13 protein-coding genes and 1 pseudogene are annotated in these 18080 nt (G+C 28.2%); 9 read left to right on the top strand and 5 right to left on the bottom strand.

Going from position 1 to position 18080, the window contains the following annotated elements; translation table 11 throughout:
* Window positions 1-125: 125 nt before the first annotated feature.
* The 8 genes from JJC05_RS05295 (at window position 126) to JJC05_RS05265 (ending at window position 10670) form a co-directional block, all read left to right on the top strand.
* Window positions 126-1181 (top strand): NAD(P)/FAD-dependent oxidoreductase, encoded by a 1056-nt coding sequence (locus tag JJC05_RS05295; protein WP_105196156.1) that lies wholly within the window; start codon window positions 126-128, stop codon window positions 1179-1181.
* Window positions 1182-1205: 24 nt separating this feature from the next.
* Window positions 1206-1490: a DUF3492 domain-containing protein gene (locus JJC05_RS16725; protein ID WP_258929520.1), complete on the top strand. Its 285-nt coding sequence runs from the start codon at window positions 1206-1208 to the stop codon at window positions 1488-1490.
* A gap of 76 nt (window positions 1491-1566) precedes the next feature.
* Window positions 1567-2688, top strand: coding sequence for a GT4 family glycosyltransferase PelF (gene pelF, locus JJC05_RS05290; protein WP_258929518.1), 1122 nt, complete (start codon window positions 1567-1569; stop codon window positions 2686-2688).
* On the top strand, window positions 2685-5045 hold the full coding sequence (locus JJC05_RS05285) for an endo alpha-1,4 polygalactosaminidase (RefSeq protein ID WP_235878483.1): 2361 nt from the start codon (window positions 2685-2687) through the stop codon (window positions 5043-5045). Before pelF ends, JJC05_RS05285 begins: the two co-directional genes overlap by 4 nt.
* A gap of 1 nt (window position 5046) precedes the next feature.
* Window positions 5047-5865 (top strand): hypothetical protein, encoded by an 819-nt coding sequence (locus JJC05_RS05280; RefSeq protein WP_235878482.1) that lies wholly within the window; start codon window positions 5047-5049, stop codon window positions 5863-5865.
* 20 nt (window positions 5866-5885) lie between these two features.
* Window positions 5886-6323, top strand: coding sequence for a hypothetical protein (locus JJC05_RS05275; protein WP_235878480.1), 438 nt, complete (start codon window positions 5886-5888; stop codon window positions 6321-6323).
* On the top strand, window positions 6314-6988 hold the full coding sequence (locus JJC05_RS05270) for a hypothetical protein (protein WP_235878478.1): 675 nt from the start codon (window positions 6314-6316) through the stop codon (window positions 6986-6988). The genes JJC05_RS05275 and JJC05_RS05270 overlap by 10 nt, the downstream gene beginning before the upstream one ends.
* A 124-nt stretch (window positions 6989-7112) precedes the next feature.
* A complete protein-coding gene (locus tag JJC05_RS05265; protein WP_235878476.1) occupies window positions 7113-10670 on the top strand; it encodes a DUF2194 domain-containing protein in 3558 nt (1185 codons plus the stop codon).
* A gap of 165 nt (window positions 10671-10835) precedes the next feature.
* Here the strand turns inward: JJC05_RS05265 and JJC05_RS05260 are convergent, their stop codons facing one another.
* Window positions 10836-11213: a DUF983 domain-containing protein gene (locus JJC05_RS05260; RefSeq protein ID WP_258929515.1), complete on the bottom strand. Its 378-nt coding sequence runs from the start codon at window positions 11211-11213 to the stop codon at window positions 10836-10838.
* 80 nt (window positions 11214-11293) lie between these two features.
* Here JJC05_RS05260 and JJC05_RS05255 point away from each other — a divergent pair.
* Window positions 11294-13203 (top strand): annotated as a pseudogene (locus JJC05_RS05255) (ABC-F family ATP-binding cassette domain-containing protein).
* A 63-nt stretch (window positions 13204-13266) separates the two neighbouring features.
* On the opposite strand, the gene JJC05_RS16720 reads toward JJC05_RS05255, so the two are convergent.
* From JJC05_RS16720 to JJC05_RS05240, 4 genes are all read right to left on the bottom strand, one after another.
* The gene (locus tag JJC05_RS16720) at window positions 13267-13908 is read right to left on the bottom strand and encodes a hypothetical protein (RefSeq protein WP_258929514.1); all 642 of its coding nucleotides are present in this window, start codon (window positions 13906-13908) and stop codon (window positions 13267-13269) included.
* 101 nt (window positions 13909-14009) lie between these two features.
* Window positions 14010-14411, bottom strand: coding sequence for a hypothetical protein (locus JJC05_RS16715; RefSeq protein WP_258929513.1), 402 nt, complete (start codon window positions 14409-14411; stop codon window positions 14010-14012).
* A 417-nt stretch (window positions 14412-14828) separates the two neighbouring features.
* Window positions 14829-16202 carry a right-handed parallel beta-helix repeat-containing protein gene (locus JJC05_RS05245; protein ID WP_235878474.1) on the bottom strand — a complete coding sequence of 458 codons (1374 nt, stop codon included), beginning with the start codon at window positions 16200-16202 and terminating at the stop codon, window positions 14829-14831.
* A 1357-nt stretch (window positions 16203-17559) separates the two neighbouring features.
* On the bottom strand, window positions 17560-18030 hold the full coding sequence (locus JJC05_RS05240; protein ID WP_088393187.1) for an Lrp/AsnC family transcriptional regulator: 471 nt from the start codon (window positions 18028-18030) through the stop codon (window positions 17560-17562).
* Window positions 18031-18080: the final 50 nt, after the last annotated feature.

The following is an 18080-nucleotide window of genomic DNA, read 5'->3' as shown; positions in this document are numbered from 1 at the left end:
TAATTAGGGTATTAAATTTAATTTATATACAATTTGTTACACTATAAATAATTTGTTATATCACTATAGAATATATAAATAAAGAAAACGTATTCTTAGAGTAAGAGTTTTTCTATCTTTGTGTTATGATTGATTATTTAATTATTGGTTCAGGTATAGCTGGTATTAGTTTTGCGGAAATAGCAAAAAGTGAAGGGAAATCAGTAATGATTTTAGAAGATTATTCTACCAATTCTTCTAGGATTGCAGGAGGACTTTATAATCCTGTTATCCTAAAAAGATTTAGTGAAGTTTGGAAAGCAAAAGAACAAATAGATTTTAGTTTACCTTTTTTAAATACACTTCAAAATAAATTAAAATCAAATTTTGTATTTCCTATTCCTGTTTTTAGAAAATTTGCTTCAATTGAAGAACAAAATAACTGGTTTCAAGCTTGCGATAAACCAAATTTAACCCCCTTTCTTTCTTCAAAAATTATTCATAAAAAATACGAGTCAATCGTTTCTAATTTTGGTTTTGGAGAAGTTGTATGTACAGGATATGTTGAAATTTCTATATTAATAGATGCCTATATTGCTTATTTAAAAACTGAAAATAGTTTTATTAACGAACGGTTTGATTATAATTCTATAGAATTCTCTAAAGAATTTATAGAATATAAAGAAAAAAAATATAAGAATATTGTTTTTGCAGAAGGATATGGTCTTGTAAATAATCCCTATTTTAATCACCTTCCTCTAGATGGGACAAAGGGAGAGTTGTTAATAATTAAAGCACCCGATTTAAAGCTAGATGTAATTTTAAAATCAAGTATATTCATCTTACCAATAGGTAATGATTTATTTAAAGTAGGAGCTACATATAATTGGAACGATAAAACAGATATTCCCACAGAAGAAGGTAAAATAGAATTAGTTAATGATTTGAAAGAATTGATTGATTGTGATTTTGAAATTGTTAAACATTTTGCAGGAATTAGACCAACAGTAAAAGATAGAAGGCCTTTGGTAGGCACTCATCCAGATCATAAAAGATTACATATTTTAAATGGGTTAGGTACTAGAGGAGTTATGTTAGGTCCTTGGTTAGCACATAATTTATTCAATTTTATAGAAAAAGGAATAGAATTAGATAGAAATATTTCTACAGAAAGATTTCGTAAAAAAAAATTATTTTCATAGCCTGAAAACAAACTAAACTTTTTTATGTCCAAATCAAGTATCCTTATGGCTTTAGAGGGAACTTATCCTTTTCATGGAGGAGGAGTGTCAACTTGGGCGCATATACTATGTAATAAAATCAATAAATTTAATTTTAAGATTTATTCAGTAAATGCTTTCTATGAAACGAAGCCTAAATATTCATTAAATGACTCTATCTTAGAAGTCGTTCAGGTACCTATTTGGTACGCATTAGAGCCTAAAGAAGTTATTCGATTTGATGATACATATTATGACTTTATTTTAAAAAAGAATTTCTTTTTTAGATGATCTTGAAAAAAAATTTATACCCATTTTTAAACGCCTTTTAGGTTGTATTTATTCCGAACATATTGATGCAGATGAATTGATAGAAGTTTTTGTTGGAATGTGGTATTTTTTTCAAGAGAATGATTACAAGCTTGTATTTAAAAATGAAAAAATTTGGAATGTCTTTAAAGAAGAGCTAATGTTATATACGGAACATTATGGTATAAAGGATATTTCTCTTTTAGATTTAACCTATGCAATGCGTTGGATTTATCATTTTTTATTACCTATTTCTATTGATTTTCCTAAAACTGAAATTATACACTTAACAATTTCTAGTTTTATTGTTTTACCAGCTATAATACAAAAATATCTGTACGGTACTCCTATCCTATTAACCGAGCATGGTGTTTATATACGCGAAAGAATTTTAGCTATTAGTCAATCTAATAGCTCCTACTTTCTAAAAGATTTTTTAATTCGTTTGTCCGAATGTTCTGCCAGAGCCTCATACCATCAGTCCGATATAATTATGTCTGTTAATAAATTTAATTTTAAATGGGAATTAATGTATGGAGCAGAACAAAGTAAATTAAGGGTAGTTTATAATGGTATTGATCATTTACGTTTTAAACCTCTTGAAAAACCTAAAGAATTTGAAGGTATTCCAACTGTAGTTGCAATGGCTCGAATTTTTGAGTTAAAAGATATTTTAACAATGATTAGATCTTGTAGAGTAGTGGCCGATGTATTACCTAATGTGCAGTATAGAATACATGGAGAAAATGATGCTGTTCCCGAATATACTTCAAAATGTTTGAAGTTGATAGATGAATTAGGGCTTCAAAAGAATTTTTTCTTTTTAGGACCTAATCCTAAACCTGAAGTCGTATTTTGTGAAGGAGATATTTCTATTTTAACTTCTATTTCTGAAGGATTTCCCTATACAATTATTGAATCAATGAGCTGTGGTATACCTGTCGTATCTACTGATGTAGGAGGAGTAGCAGAAGCTTTAAATGAAGATTGTGGAATATTATGTAAACCCAAAGATCCAGATGATATAGGAAAAGCTGTTTTAAAACTTTTACAAGATCATGTTTTAAGAGAAAAAATGAAGATTGCTTGTAGAAAAAGAGTAGAAGAATTATTTACAATTGATAAGTTTATTGATCAATACGAAGAAATATACGAAGAACTATTACAAATGAGAAGATGATGGAAGAAGAGGTTAAAAATGATAAAGTAGAACAACTCGTTTTTTTAGTTCAAAAACGAGTAGGTAAGCCTATGAGTGTAAATGTTACACAAGCAATAATTGAATCTTTTGGAATACGAGAAATAGATGTGCAGAATGATTATGGTTTTTCCTCTATATCCAATCTTTCACAAATAGTATATAAAAAGATTTTAGAAAGATATAGCAATAAAATACCTCTTGAAAAAAGTAATATCATGTCAATAAAATTGACAAAAGAAGATATTAAAGATTTTTTTAAAGATTATTTGATAGGAATATTTTATGTCTTCCCTATATTTTTTCAGGTTTTTTGCGTAGTCGTTTTTGGTTATTCTTTATGGGTATATTCAGATTTTAATATCTTACAGTCTACTTCTGTCGTTATTGGAGTTATAACCAGTTTAGTCCTTACAGGAGGAGTTGTGACAGTTATTAGTAAACAAATATCTTTTTATTGGAATCATAAAAACAATAAAATGGTTTTTCAAACGACTGTTTATCTAATTAAATTTGGTCTTAAACTTTTATTTTTTGTAAATGCTGTATTTGTTTTGTTATCATTTTTGTTAGAATTTTTCGCGTTTCAAATGGCTATTTTAAGTGGGATATATTCCCTCTTCATAGGTTCTATGTTACTCATGATAGCACCCTTATACGTTTTTAAAGAAAGAATCATAATTCCAGTTGTCATAATAGTAGGTTCCGCTTTTTCATTAGGATTAAAAGTTTTTACTCCATTGTACATTTATTTTACCCATTGGATAGGATTAGGCTTTGTAGTTTTGATTTTATGGTTATATTTGGTGCGATTTTTCAAGAAACATAACGCGTATGACCCAAGTTATACAGTAAAAGATGTAAAAAGAGAATTTGTTGTATATAATAACTATGTGTATTTTTTTTACGGGATGTTGTTCTTTTTATATGTTTTTTTAGATAGGATTATAGCTTGGTCAGTACACGAAAAAGAACGATTCTTGTATTTCATATTTTTTGAAAAAGATTATGAAATAGGAATGGATATAGCCTTACTTACTTACCTTTTAGTAGCAGGTGTGTTTGAATTTGGAATCGTTCGGTTTGCAAAATTATTAGATAGATTACAGTCAGAAGTTACCCTCAGTAGCATACAAAATTATGGGAAAGGATTTATAGATAATTATTTAGGGAATTTTTTATTATTACTCATTACAAGCGGTGTTGCTTTTATAATAGAATTATTTATATTATATTCTCCTCATGGATATGATGCTTTTTTTGAAATAAAATTGAATAGTATTAATAGACAGGTTTGCATTATAGGTTCTTTGGGGTATTTTTTCTTTTCATGTTCCGTCCTAAATGTTTTGCATTTTTTTACATTAGGACAACCACAAATTCCTCTTAAAAGTATTTTGTATTCCTTTGTAATTAATTTAGTTTTCGGACTGTTTTTTAGTAGATTTTTTTCTTACGATCTTAGTGTTGTAGGATTTTTAGTAGGAAATGTATTCTTTATGTTATTTACATCATATCATTTATATAAATTTTTTAAAAAATGGATTATTATTATTATGCGTCATTTTAAGCTTATCATGTTGTTTCTTTGTTTTTCTTTGAATTCTCATTCGAAGATTAAGTTTTTGGTCTGTTATGGGAAATTTGATGTAACAAAAGTTTCAGGTTATGATTTATTAATCGTAGAGTCCGCTCATTTTACATACAATGAAGTTTCTTATTTAAAAAGAAATAATAAAAAAGTAGTTGCTTATATAAGTCTTGGAGAAATTAATGAAGATGCTAGGGATTATAAGTTACTAAGAAGCGTTGTAAGCGAAAAAAACACAGATTGGAATAGCTATTATCTAGATATTGGATCATCAAAAATTCAAAAAGTTCTTAAAAGCCGTATACAAAATATTTTTTACATGGGATATGACGGGCTTTTTTTAGATAACATAGATAACTTTACAGAACATGGAGTACAGTATAATCTTCAAGATGATTTAGTTGCATTTGTAAGAGCCATTAAAAAAGAATATCCTAATAAAGTCTTAGTGCAAAATGCGGGATTAGATTTAGTGAAATTATTGCATGGTCAAGTAGATTATGTCTTAATAGAATCAATATATACAGATTATGATTTTAAAGAAAAAAGATATTTAATAAGAAATAATGAAAGTTTTTCAGAACGTTTAGGAAACCTAAAAAAAGCAATGAATAAATATAAAATAAAACCTTTATTATTGGAATATGCAGTTGATGAAACCCAAATTAAACAAATAAGAAAAAGAATTAAAACGGAAAATATAACTTATAGTATATCAGAAATATCCTTGCAAAAAATAAAAGATTAGTATGAACGTTTACACAGCCATAGGGGTAGGAATACTAAAAATTTTAATCATTGTTTTAATTATTTTATTTGCAACACGTAAATACGTATTGTTACGCCGTGATTTTAATTATTTATTAGACTGCATCATTAGAAAATATTTTGAGTATTTCAGTTTACTCATAGTCATCCTATTTATAACAATTAATTTAGGAATATACGATGGTCTAGTTGTAACAGGCTTACTTTTGGTTGTTGGATTATTTGATTATTTGCGTATAGGAAATCCAGTAATACTTCCTACTATAATCGTTAATAAGTTTAAAAGACGTTTACTTTTAGTATTAAAAAAAGTAGAAAATAAAGAATTTAATTGGAAGGTTGTTCTATCAAATGCCCATTTAAAATTAGAAAGAAGAAATGTTTATATTATCTCTTCTTTACTTTTTCTATTATTTTCTATTTGCATTATATCTTTTTATTTTATAAAGTTTGATCATTATCTTTTTTCGAGTAATTGGTTTGATACACTTGAAAAAGTAAAAGCAAAAGATATGAATAAGTGGTTTACAGAAGAAATAAACCCAGAAGGAGTTTATGCCTTTGTTAGCTTTCTTTCTCATATAACGAATTCCTCCATAGAAATAAGCATTTATGTATATTCTATTTTTCAACTATTGTCAATGACTATTGTTGTTTTTTGGTTCATCCAGAAAATAACAAAATCTATGATTATTATACCAATATTCGTAACAATTTATTACATCTTAGGATTTACATTCTTACCCTCTGATATTACAAATTTTTATCAGAGTTGTTCCCTTTGCTTTCTTTTACATTGATATTGCCATTAGTTATTTATATGACTAAACTAAAGACATTACCTTATACAAAAGCAGAACAATATTTTAAATTCTTATTAGCCTTTATAGCGATAGGCTTATTAGATTTATACGCCTTCCTTTTATTATTACCTTTTTTAGTACTTTTTCTGGTAATCGTTTATTTCAAAAAAAATAGATCCTTAGTAGTGCTTCAGATGTATATTCTTTCACTCGTTATTATTATTTTTATTTATAAAACGTTTTTAATTACGCACCATGAAAGCTTCTCTAATATTTTAAGAAGAACCTTAATTGATGTAGAATTATCTTTTTCAAATCCTTTTATAAAAATAGAAATAGATAGATTAATATTTTATTATCAAATTATATTTGTAGTTGGTTTTATTCTTAACCTATTGTCTGCTATTTTCTTAAAAAAGGATGGCGAAAAAAAGTACTCGTCTTTTTGTTTGTAACCGCTATTTATTTATTAACACAAATAGATAACAAATGGATAGATAATGATTTATTACTTAAAGTTTTATCTGTTTTTATTCCAATATTGATGGGAATAAATATTGCAATTGTATTAGACTTTATTAAAATTTTTTCAAAAAATAGATATCCTATATACCAAGGAGGATCTGTTATTCTTTTTTCTGTTTTTATTCTGGCTTATTTGCAAAAGAGTGTGTTGTTTTTGCCAATGAATGAGACCAACAAATTACACCAAAATATATTAAGCGTTAATGAAATGATTCTAAGAAATTATTTAGACAGGACTTATGCAGTAGTAAATAAAGATGAATATTTTAATTTAAGTAGCGGAAGACGTTATTTTATACCTTATAAAGATTTTCTTGCCGCGCATTATATGAAAGTTGATTATATTTATGCGAAAAATATAAAAAGAAATAAATTCCTTTTTAAACATCCAGAATTTATCTTACCCTCAAGTATCTTTGTTTTTAAGTACAATAATCCCGAATATAAAGAATTAAATGTTCAAATACTAGACAGATTCAGACGTTTAAAATTGAGAGAGAGAAAAATTAAAAAAATATTTGATAGTAATCAATTAGAGGTATATGAAATTATTAACAAACCGTTTTCAAGTCAAATTTCCAATATGGTTTTTTAAAATTTTGGTGTTTTGCTTATTCTCTTCATTATTCTTTAGTTGTAATAGTCTTGATTCCCTTTATAGATTAAAAAATGATTATCTAAGAGATAAGCAACAGCAAGATTTGTTATCGCCGTATGAATTGTCAAATCTGAGCAAAAAACCTATCGTAGAATATATATTAGATTCTAAGGACGATTTGGCCATGACCTATTATGAGCATTTTAGAAAGTTATGTGATTATACCAAAATACCTTTTAATTTTAAAATAGTAGATAGATTTAATGAACAACTAAAAATTGAAAACTCTGCCAGAGTACTTATTATTAATGATACAAAAAGATTAAATAATCAAACGATACCTGTTTTATTGAAGTTTGTCAGTACGGGAGGAACTTTAATTTTTCCTAATATAGGAGATGACCAACGTTTTATATTCTTTTGGGGAATGCGTTATGATTCAGATTTGAGTTATGATATCGTTTCAAAAGGTATCTGTTTGAACACCATTCCTTTAGGTGGTAAGAGACAAATAAACTTATATAGTGATACCAAACATTTTGCTTTTGCTAAATCTAATTTTAGAAAAGATCTAAATATAGGGATATGGTCAGATAACCAAATGACGATGCCTATATTAATAGAAAATAATATAGGTATGGGTAAGGTAATTTGTTGTAACTCATCTAAAACATTTGAAAAAAGAGATAGAGGATTACTATTTGCTTTTCTTTTACGAGGATTGTCAGGCATACCCTATCCTTTAGCTAATACTAGTACCATCTTTTTAGATGACTTTCCTTCCCCATTATACGATTCCAAACAGGAGCCAATCAAGTCTGAATACAATATGACAATGAATGAATTCGTATATAAAAGATGGTGGCCTGATATGAAAAAAATAGCCCAAAAATTTAATATTAAATATACCGCACTACTTGCTTTTGATTATGACGATATAAGACATGCCCCCTTTTCTTTTAAACAATGGGATTTTGCCAAGATGAAAGAAAAAGGAAATACTAAAAAAGGAACCTCCAATTATTTAACACATGATCTACTAAATGATAATCATGAGTTAGGATTTCATGGTTACAATCACTTTTCACTATTAAAAGAAGAATGGAAAGACCCTGAAGATATATTCTTTTCATTAAAAGCAACTAAGAAAAAATGGCTAGTTAATGATTTTGGAGATTTTCCGGTAACTTATGTACCCCCTTCCAATTATATAGATTCTTATGGTATAGCCGAATTAAAAAGAGGAATGCCTTCTCTAAAATATTTTTCGAGTTTGTATTTAGGAGATAAAAAAGAGGGAGGAGATAGAGAGTTTGATTTTGAACCATATCACAAAGATTTATTTGATTACCCAAGGGTGTCCAGTGGATTTTATTTTAATGATGAAAAATATTATAATATTTTCTCAACTTATTTATATACAGGAATTTGGACTCATTTTGTCCATCCAGATGATGTTTTTCAAATAGGTAATACAAAAGAAAAGAAAAAGAAAAAATATAACTATGAACTAAGGAATGATCTCGGATTAAATTGGAAGAAAGGAAAAAAAACATTATATAGTTGTTTTGATGATTTCTTAACAGAATTTAAAGAAATAAAACCACAAAGTGAGTTTTATACAGTAAAAGATGCAGCTCCTATTGTAATGAAATGGAGAGAATCTAAATACCAACACTTAATAATAGGTGAAAAATACACAGTTCGAGAAGAAACGGATTTGTTTACAGAAAAAGGAAATACTTGGGGCGTATATTTTGATGAATTAAGTCAAAAGAATAAAGAAGAATTAGCCAGTCAGTCCAAAAATTATACCATCACAGATTTTATGGGAGGTAAATTAGTATCCCTTAATTCAGGTAATAAATTATCATTTACCTTAGAGAAAAAAATAATGGATGAGGAACAAATTTATAATAAAGTACTAGAAGAATACAACCTATTTGAAAAAAATAGAGGACTTTTTTTATCAGGTAAATTAGGTGCAGAAGATTATTTTAAAAAACTCGAAGAAGAAAAACGAAAATTATTAGCCTTAATGCTGAGTCAACCTAAAATTAATTATGCCGTATGGAATAAATATGCGACGTATATGTCTTGGGATGGTAAAGGTGATGAAGTTTGGGTATTACTAGAAAAACATTGCGACAAATATCCTTCTAAACATAATATTAATTATTCATTTGAATTATCCAACATATTAGGATATTCATCTGAAGAACTACATACAAAATGGATATGTAATCAATACCAATGGAATAATGAAAAATTAGCAGTACTAAAAGAATATTTGTCGATTATTACCCCTTCAGAAGATTATGATGAGATAAAAAAAGTATTGTTTAAAATATTTCAATTAGAACCTAATTGCGAAAATCAAGAAGCATACGTTTATCACGCCCTCGTATATGCAAAAGAGGAAGCTTTTCAATATTTAAATACATTAGACCCTGCTACCTCTTATTTTAATGAAAACTTAGTTTCAGATATCAGTTGGAGTTATGTTAACGAAAATGAAGATTATCAAAATGCCATCAATTGGTCTGAGTTTACATCGTTAATAAGTGCAGATACTCGTTTGTCATGGATGTTTGAATTAAGACAATATGTAGAACTTGAACAGTACTATCGTAAATATATAAGCCAAAATCCAAACGATGAATCGATGAAACAAAAAATGTTTCAGATTTATGAAGTTTTAGGAAAATATGATGATGCCTGTGGCGTATTACTACAAATAAAAGATCAAAAAATATTTGAAGAAATAAAAGAACATTTAAATGAACAAATAATTTACTTTGATATAGAAACACAGGAAGAATTAATACGTAAATATCCTACCATTTTCACACCTATAAATAAAGAAAAAATTCAAATGAAACTAAAAGATTTGTATGGTGATTATCTGGATGCGCATTCAACTTTGAGCTATTTTGTAGGTAAGAAAACCAATTTTCAGAATTATCTAAAATACAGCCACTATGATAAAAAACGAAATTCTCATGACTTTTTTGTTAAACATAAAGAATTATATAGTGTAGATCAAACATCTAATAATGTGTCTACCATATTAGAATTTGCTTATGAGTTCAAAAAGAAACAATCAGATCAGATTAATAAGTTTTTTTATACTTATGGATTAGGTCTTGAAAAAGATTGGAGTGGAAAATTTTATTATAACGCAAAAGGGGGTATTAATATGGTAACTAATAAATACAATCTAAGTACCAATTTAGAATATATTCCCGCCAACTTTTTGGAAGCCTATAAAGAAAATGTATATCAACTACAATGGAATGGAGCTTATAATAAGTATTTTAAATTTTTAGAAGTAGATTCTTATGTTATAACAGATTATTACCCTAAACTTTCAAATGTTAATATTACATTAAGTTCGAAAATAAAAACAGCATCAAACAGAGAAAAAAACTTTAAAGTAATTCCCTATTTGGAAGCCTTTTGTCAGTTTTCTAATATCAGTGAAAGAGTAAAAGTTAGCCCCGTTTATCTAATTAAAAATAGATATTTCGGAGGAGCAGGTATAGAAGCTAATTTTGGAGATGATTATAGTAAATTTAAATTACATACTTCAGGAGCCTATTATTTTGATTCTTTTGAAAGTAGTTTCATAAATTTCAGAATGAATTCCCATTACAAAATGCTAAAAAGAGTTATCTAAAAGTATCCGCAGATATTAATTTTAAGTCTCAATATAATTTTAATACCTTTGGGTTGGGATATAAGTATATATTTTAAAAAAGAAGCTGTCCTAAAAATAACAACTTAGTATTTAGTTTGTACTTCAATCCTAAGTTTAGATCTCTTAGGACAGCTTCATAAATGATTACTTTTTGGAATCTAATTGCCAATTTTTATCATAAGAAACAAAAAAGCTAATCCAGATATTTCTAGAAAGTCTCATAATAACAGGCATAAAAAGAATAAGTGTTAAACTTATACCAATAAAGGCTGTTTTTAAGCTAGTTTTTAAGAATACATAACAAATGATAAATGCAGCTACACCAAATGCAACACCTAAGGCGTAACTGACATACATGGAACCATAAAAAAATGAAGGTTCCATTGAATACTGTAATCCACAGTGAGAGCAATGTTCATTCATTTTGATTGTATACTTCGGGTTAAACAGGTTGCTTGACTTATACATGCTTTCTTGTTGACATTTAGGACAACTTCCTGTTAAAATGCTATTGATTTTCAATCCTTTTTTAACATTTGCAAAAATTTTTTATCAAAGGTAGTTTTTTTACGCTTTTGAATATATATTTTAATTAACATTTTATGCTAAATATTCACAATTTATCAATTTCTTTCGGAGGAACCTTTCTATTCGAAGAAGTAACCTTTCGATTAGGCGCAGGTGATCGCGTTGGATTAGTAGGAAAAAATGGAGCAGGAAAGTCTACTCTGTTAAAAATTCTTTCAGGAGATTTTAAACCTGATTCTGGAGATATTGCAACTGAGAAAGATGTGCAAATTGGCTTTTTACGTCAAGATATTGATTTTGTGAAAGGAAGAACAGTATTAGAAGAAGCCTATATGGCTTTTGAAGATATTAAACGAGTAGAATTTGAAATAGACAGAATTAATCAAGAATTAACTACCCGTACCGATTATGAAACAGAATCTTATGCAGAATTAATTGAAAAATTAAGTGATCTACAACATCGTTATGAAATACTAGGCGGATATAGTTATGTGGGGCAGGCAGAAAGAGTCCTGTTAGGACTTGGTTTTAAAAGAGAAGATTTTAACAGTCAAACAGATACCTTTTCTGGAGGTTGGCGCATGCGTATCGAATTAGCTAAATTATTATTACAAACCAATGATATCTTATTACTAGATGAGCCTACCAACCATTTAGATATAGAAAGTATCATTTGGTTAGAAAATTTCCTAAAAACTTTTCCAGGAGTAGTCGTTATCGTATCGCATGATAAAATGTTTTTAGATAATGTTACCAATAGAACAATTGAAATTTCATTAGGAAAAATATATGACTACAATAAACCCTATACACAATATTTAGAACTAAGAGAAGAAATTCGTGAAAAACAACTGCAAACACAAAAAAACCAACTCAAAAAAGTAGAAGAAACAGAAAAATTAATCGAAAAATTTCGAGCTAAAGCAACTAAAGCCTCCATGGCGCAATCACTTATTAAAAAATTAGATAAAATGGAGGTTATTGAAGTAGATGAAGACGATAACTCCGTTATGAGTATTTCATTTCCTGTTTCAGTAGTGCCGGGTCGTGTGGTAGTAGAAGCCGAAAAGGTTACAAAATCCTATGGCGAAAAAACAATTCTAAAAGATATTTCTTTAAACATAGAAAGAGGAAGTAAAATTGCCTTTGTAGGACAAAATGGACAAGGGAAATCTACTTTTATAAAAGCAATTGTTAAGGAGTTTCCTTTTGAAGGAATGATTAAATTAGGTCATAATGTACAATTAGGATATTTTGCTCAAAACCAAGCGGAGTATTTAGATGGTGAAAAAACACTTTTAGATACCATGATAGATGCGGCTACAGATTCTAATCGTTCTAAAGTACGTGATATGCTAGGTGCTTTTTTATTTCGCGGAGATGACGTGGAAAAAAAAGTAAAGGTACTTTCAGGAGGAGAAAGAAATCGTTTAGCACTATGTAAATTGTTGTTACAGCCCTTTAATGTGTTAGTAATGGATGAACCTACCAATCATTTAGATATTAAGTCTAAAAACGTATTAAAAGCCGCGCTTCAAAAGTTTGAAGGGACTTTATTATTAGTTTCTCATGATCGTGACTTTTTGCAAGGAATGGCCAATACAGTATATGAATTCAAAGATCAAAAAATTAAAGAATATTTAGGCGATATTAATTTTTTCTTAGAACAACGCAATGTAGATAATTTTCGCGAAGTAGAGAAAAGAGATGAAGTTAAACCTGAATCAAATCTTAATCTTCCAACTAAAAATTTGAGTTATGAAGAACAAAAAGCTAAAAAAGCATTACAAAATAAATTATCAAAGATAGAAAGTCAAATTCAAGAATTAGAAAGAAAAATTCAAAAAGATGATCTTGCATTAGCTGAAAACTATGAGAAATTATCACAAGATACGTCCTTTTTACCGTTTATGAAAACAAGAAAAAAGAACTAGAAAAACTAATGGAAGATTGGGAAAATGTACAAATAGAATTAGAATCTTAGTTTTTAGTACTTCGTAAGCAATATTCTTTTATAACTCAGAATATTGCTTACTTGTAACCAAAATTATTTAAAAGGATGACGCGGCTGCCATGAGATTTCAGGCTCTAAACGAGTAAAAATTTTAGGAATAAAACGATTGATGATTTTATTTCTATGATAAATAAAACCAGACATTATAACAGGTTTTGCGCCTATAGAACTTTTGATCTCCAAAGCGGTTCTACCAAAGATAATTTTTGTAAACCTATTTTCAATGCCAAATTCCGTCATGTTGTACAGCATATTTAAATACAACATATTTTCTTTTTGGACATATTCATCATATCCTAAAAAATAAGTTTCCAGTAAATCGCCATTTAAAAGCAATGTGTGAAAACCAATTAAATTAGCATTTAAAAAATAGCCTATCAGTTTAAAACGATCACCACATTGTTTCTTAAAAGTATAAAAATGATGTTTAGATAAGAAAAAAGTATTAAAAGGAGCATTCTTTGCTACATGAAGATAGAGATCGTATATACGTTCTTCATGTTTTTTAATCTCATCTAAAGCTAATTCTTGAGTAATAATACCGTTAAATTTTTTATGAGATCGTTTGTATTGGTCTCGGTATTTCTTAGAAAGAGCAGCCATATAATCCTCTTTCGTTTTCCATTCTGGATTTAATTCAAAAATCATATTCGGTTGAATATTAAATTCAAACATATTGTTGGAAAAATGATTTTTTAACTCATGGCTAAAATCTTCATAATAATCCTTAAAAGTAACAATATGTATCGTAATTCCCTGCTCTTTTAAATGAGTTATTAAATTCTCAGCACATTCTTGAAGAATTTTACTAATGAAAAAAAATCCATTTCCTTGCTAAACGCATACCCATTTTGTCCAGTAATCATATTATTACCAATAAATAATACATTAGAAGCAAAATGACGCAGTAAAAAATTTCGAGTATAAACTCTAAGGCATTTATCCCGATCACCAAAAGAAGATAATTGCTGTGATTGGATGTATTGAGCTAAAATAACACCAATATGCTCCTTGTTTTTATAAATAGCAATGTAAAAACACTGCATATTAATAGGAGAAGATTCCTCTAAAACAGATAGATAAGGTGTTTGTAAAAAAGCATTCTCTTTAGCAATGATATCCCATGTGTTAGGAAGATCCAAAATGGTTTGGTGTATAGTAAAGGTAATTGATTCCAAAATAAAAAAATAATCGTCTAAATATAAGATGATTTTTTATAAATAAATGTTAATCTTTTATTACTGTTCACAAATTTTTGCCACGTGATAGTTTATACAATTTAATATCTAATAAAAAGCAATTTTTGAAACCCAAATTCCGCATTAGATTTCGTTGTGAAACAAAATTTTTCAATAAATTCAAGTGTTCACGGAGAATTTTAGAAGATGAAATACTCAACTATTTCGAGGCATAAAATTCGAGCACTTGCTTGAATTTGAAGAAAAATAAAGTGAAATAGATTTACTTCGTCTATTCGCTACGCTCGGGTCTAATGCGGAATTTGGTTTTTTATATTGAACAAATTTCGAATACAAAATGGAAGATTAGTATATAGTTTATCCATTCATTTATTATAGTGATAAAAACAATCCTTATTAATTGTTTAGAGAACTTGATAATAAATTAAAACATGGAGGAGAAATGTCTGTTTTAGTAAAATTAGGATTAGTAAATCTAGAATTTAAATTAGATGACGTTCCTGTTACAAATGTTAAATATCCCGTATAACTTGATCCGTTCCAATTAGCATACAAATGATTAATCCCATCAGGACAATAAAAAATATTATAATTAAAATTTAAATCAGGTTGATTTGATTCAGCATAAACTAAATTATTATTTGAATTAGTATAAAAAATATTATTTTCTATAGTAGAGTTTTCACTATAAGATAAATACAACTCTCCATTATCAGAGCTAGCCAAACCGTTTGAAAAACAAGTATTATTTGTAATAGTAGAATTAGTAACCTTACCAGACCCATTTGGGTAATCAAAACCTCCTAATGCAATGGCATAAATTTGGTTATTGTAGAATATGTTATTACGAATTATAACAGAGTCAGTCGTTTTGCCAATATGCTCACAACCAATTTCAATACCATATCCATTATGATGAGATTCATTGTTTTCAATGATAATGTTTTTACCTCCATCTATATAAATTCCACCAGACGTAGCAGAAGGCGAAATACAATTATAAATAATGTTATTTTTGATTAAACCATTTCTTGCTTGATCGTTTTTAGGTAAAGGACATGTGCCTTCATATCCGATTAAGTCAATACCAATATTCGTTAAATCATGAATGTTATTATCTATGACTTTGAAATTTTTAACATTACCATTAATAGCAATCCCTTCGCTATATCCAAGTCTACAATTAAACAACTTATTATTTTCTATTACCAAATCACGTATTGCCCTAGTAGGGTTGGTACCGTAAACAATAATTCCTTGTGCATTGGTTGACGCGTTTACTGGAGTCTTTGGATTGGAAGAAAAATGAATATCGTGAATTATACAATTTTTAATAGTTATAGCATTACATAAACCCTCTATTAAAATACCTTGTGCATCATTTTGAATATTATTTCTTAACTCCAAACCATCTATCGTAATAGAATTCTTATTTAAAATAGCAATTATAGAATTTTGCTTAGTAATCCCCGTTGCATCAATTATAGGAATCTTAGACTTTTGGTTTTTAATCGTAATATGATTAATTGGAATTTGAATTTTTTCATTATAAATACCACTGTCAACATACAATGTACTATTAGCAGACATGTTATTTAAACTATGTTGAATTGTTTTCCAAGGCGAACTCATCGTTCGAGGATTCGCATCATTACCATTTGGCGATACATAATAATTTTTTGATGGGATAGAGCAATCCGTTTTATAAAAACGATTAAAAATAAAAACGACTAGTACTAAGACAATTAATGTTATGAATATTTTTTTCATTTTTTTGTTGTTTAAGATCGAAAAATTATTATCAAATTCAGCTAATGTTTCACTATCTCAAAAAATAATAGTGGAACAAGATAAGTTTTTGTTTTTATTAAAAAAATAATAGATAAGATAAGAACTACTCTATATTATGTTAAAAATGTAACCTTGTCAAATTTTTATTAAATTAAACTTTCGGTAGTTTTAGTAAGCGTTACCTTCGTAAAAATATAAAAATGATCATTATGATGATAAAAAAATATTGAAGAATTTAAGAAAAAGAGATCAGAACATCAAATAAAAAACAGAAAAAGTAGGATTTTAATAATTTATGTGTCGTTTTGAATAAGATTTTATTACTAGATACGTTGAAAGAAATTACCAAAATAGATTTTTTAAAAGAAGTGATTTAAACTTTTTGGTTAAAGTGAAAATAGAATTTTTTGTTCCATATTTTAGCTCTTTTGCGCTATATAGCAGAAGTAATAAAACAGAAATTTTTACACAAGTGAAGAGTAAAGAGGTAATAGTGAAGAGGTAATAGTGAAGAGGCAATAGTGGAGAGTTAATAGTGGAGAGGCAATAGTGGAGAGGCAATAGTGGAGAGGCAATAGTGGAGAGGCAATAGTGGAGAGGCAATAGTGGAGAGGCAATAGTGGAGAGGCAATAGTGGAGAGGCAATAGTGAAGAGGCAATAGTGAAGAGGCAATAGTGAAGAGGCAATAGTAAAGAGGCAATAGTAAAGAGGCAATAGTGGAGAGGTAATAGTGGAGAGTTAATAGTAAAGAGGCAATAGTGGAGAGGCAATAGTGGAGAGGCAATAGTGACAAACAGAACAGTGATTTATTTACTATAAAAAATTACTCGTACTCTTATCGTCATTTATAAAACAGGAGCGAAATCATATACACTAAATAATGTAATTTTTCCCTTGGGTCGAAGTGACAAACTACGACTAGATGATGGCTTTTGCTCCCTATCTACAAGAAATTTTTTTTGTTCCTTTTTTTGTCTTTTCATCTCGCGCATGAAGTCTAATGCGGAATTTGGGATTGAAATTAGAGCACATACTTGAATTGGAAAAACAATAAAATGGAATAGATTTTAGGCTCCGTCAATTCACTTTGTTCAACTCTAATGCGAAATTTGAATTAAATTCAAAATCGGTAAAAGGATCGGCCTGTTTACTTTTATGAAGTAATGAGTCAAAATGTATAAAAATAGTTGACAAGAACTCTTTTATTTCCTAGATAGAGAGCTGATAGTAGTTTGTTCTAAATCTTTTTATTACATGTCTTTTTTAATCGTTATAAAAATGAATGAAAATTGAAAAGCAAAAGAGTCCTCAAAAAGAAATTCAAATGATTAATCATTAGAGTATAGGGACTTCTTTTTCAAATGCAGAACCAAAAGAAATGAACGAATCAGTGCTTCCTACACCTTCAATGATATGAATTTTTTCATACAGAATTTTTCTGAACTCCTCATTGTTAGTCGCTACAATTTTTAAAAATAAAGCATATTTTCCTGACACAAAATGACACTCGACTACTTCTGGAATTTCCTTTAGTTTTTCAGCAATCGAATAGGAATAACGTGCTTCCTTTGTAGCAATCCCTGTATAAGTAATCGTTTCATAGCCCATGGCTTTTGCATCCAGTTTTATAGAAAAACCCTTTATGATACCTGCTTCCTGCATTTTCTTAATTCGTTGATGAACTAAAGAGTTTGAAATATTTAATTCTTTGGCTAATTCAGAATAAGCAAAACGACCATCTAAACTTAGTTTTTGAATAATTTTTTTGTTAATATAATCTATTATTTTGTTTAAACCTTGTGACACTTTAATCTTTTTTGAAATGAATATATTAAGAAAATAAGAAAAATAGAATA

The sequence above is a fragment of the Flavobacterium davisii genome (assembly GCF_019565505.1).
Lineage (GTDB): Bacteria > Bacteroidota > Bacteroidia > Flavobacteriales > Flavobacteriaceae > Flavobacterium > Flavobacterium davisii.
This window is presented reverse-complemented; position numbering and strand designations above follow the sequence as displayed.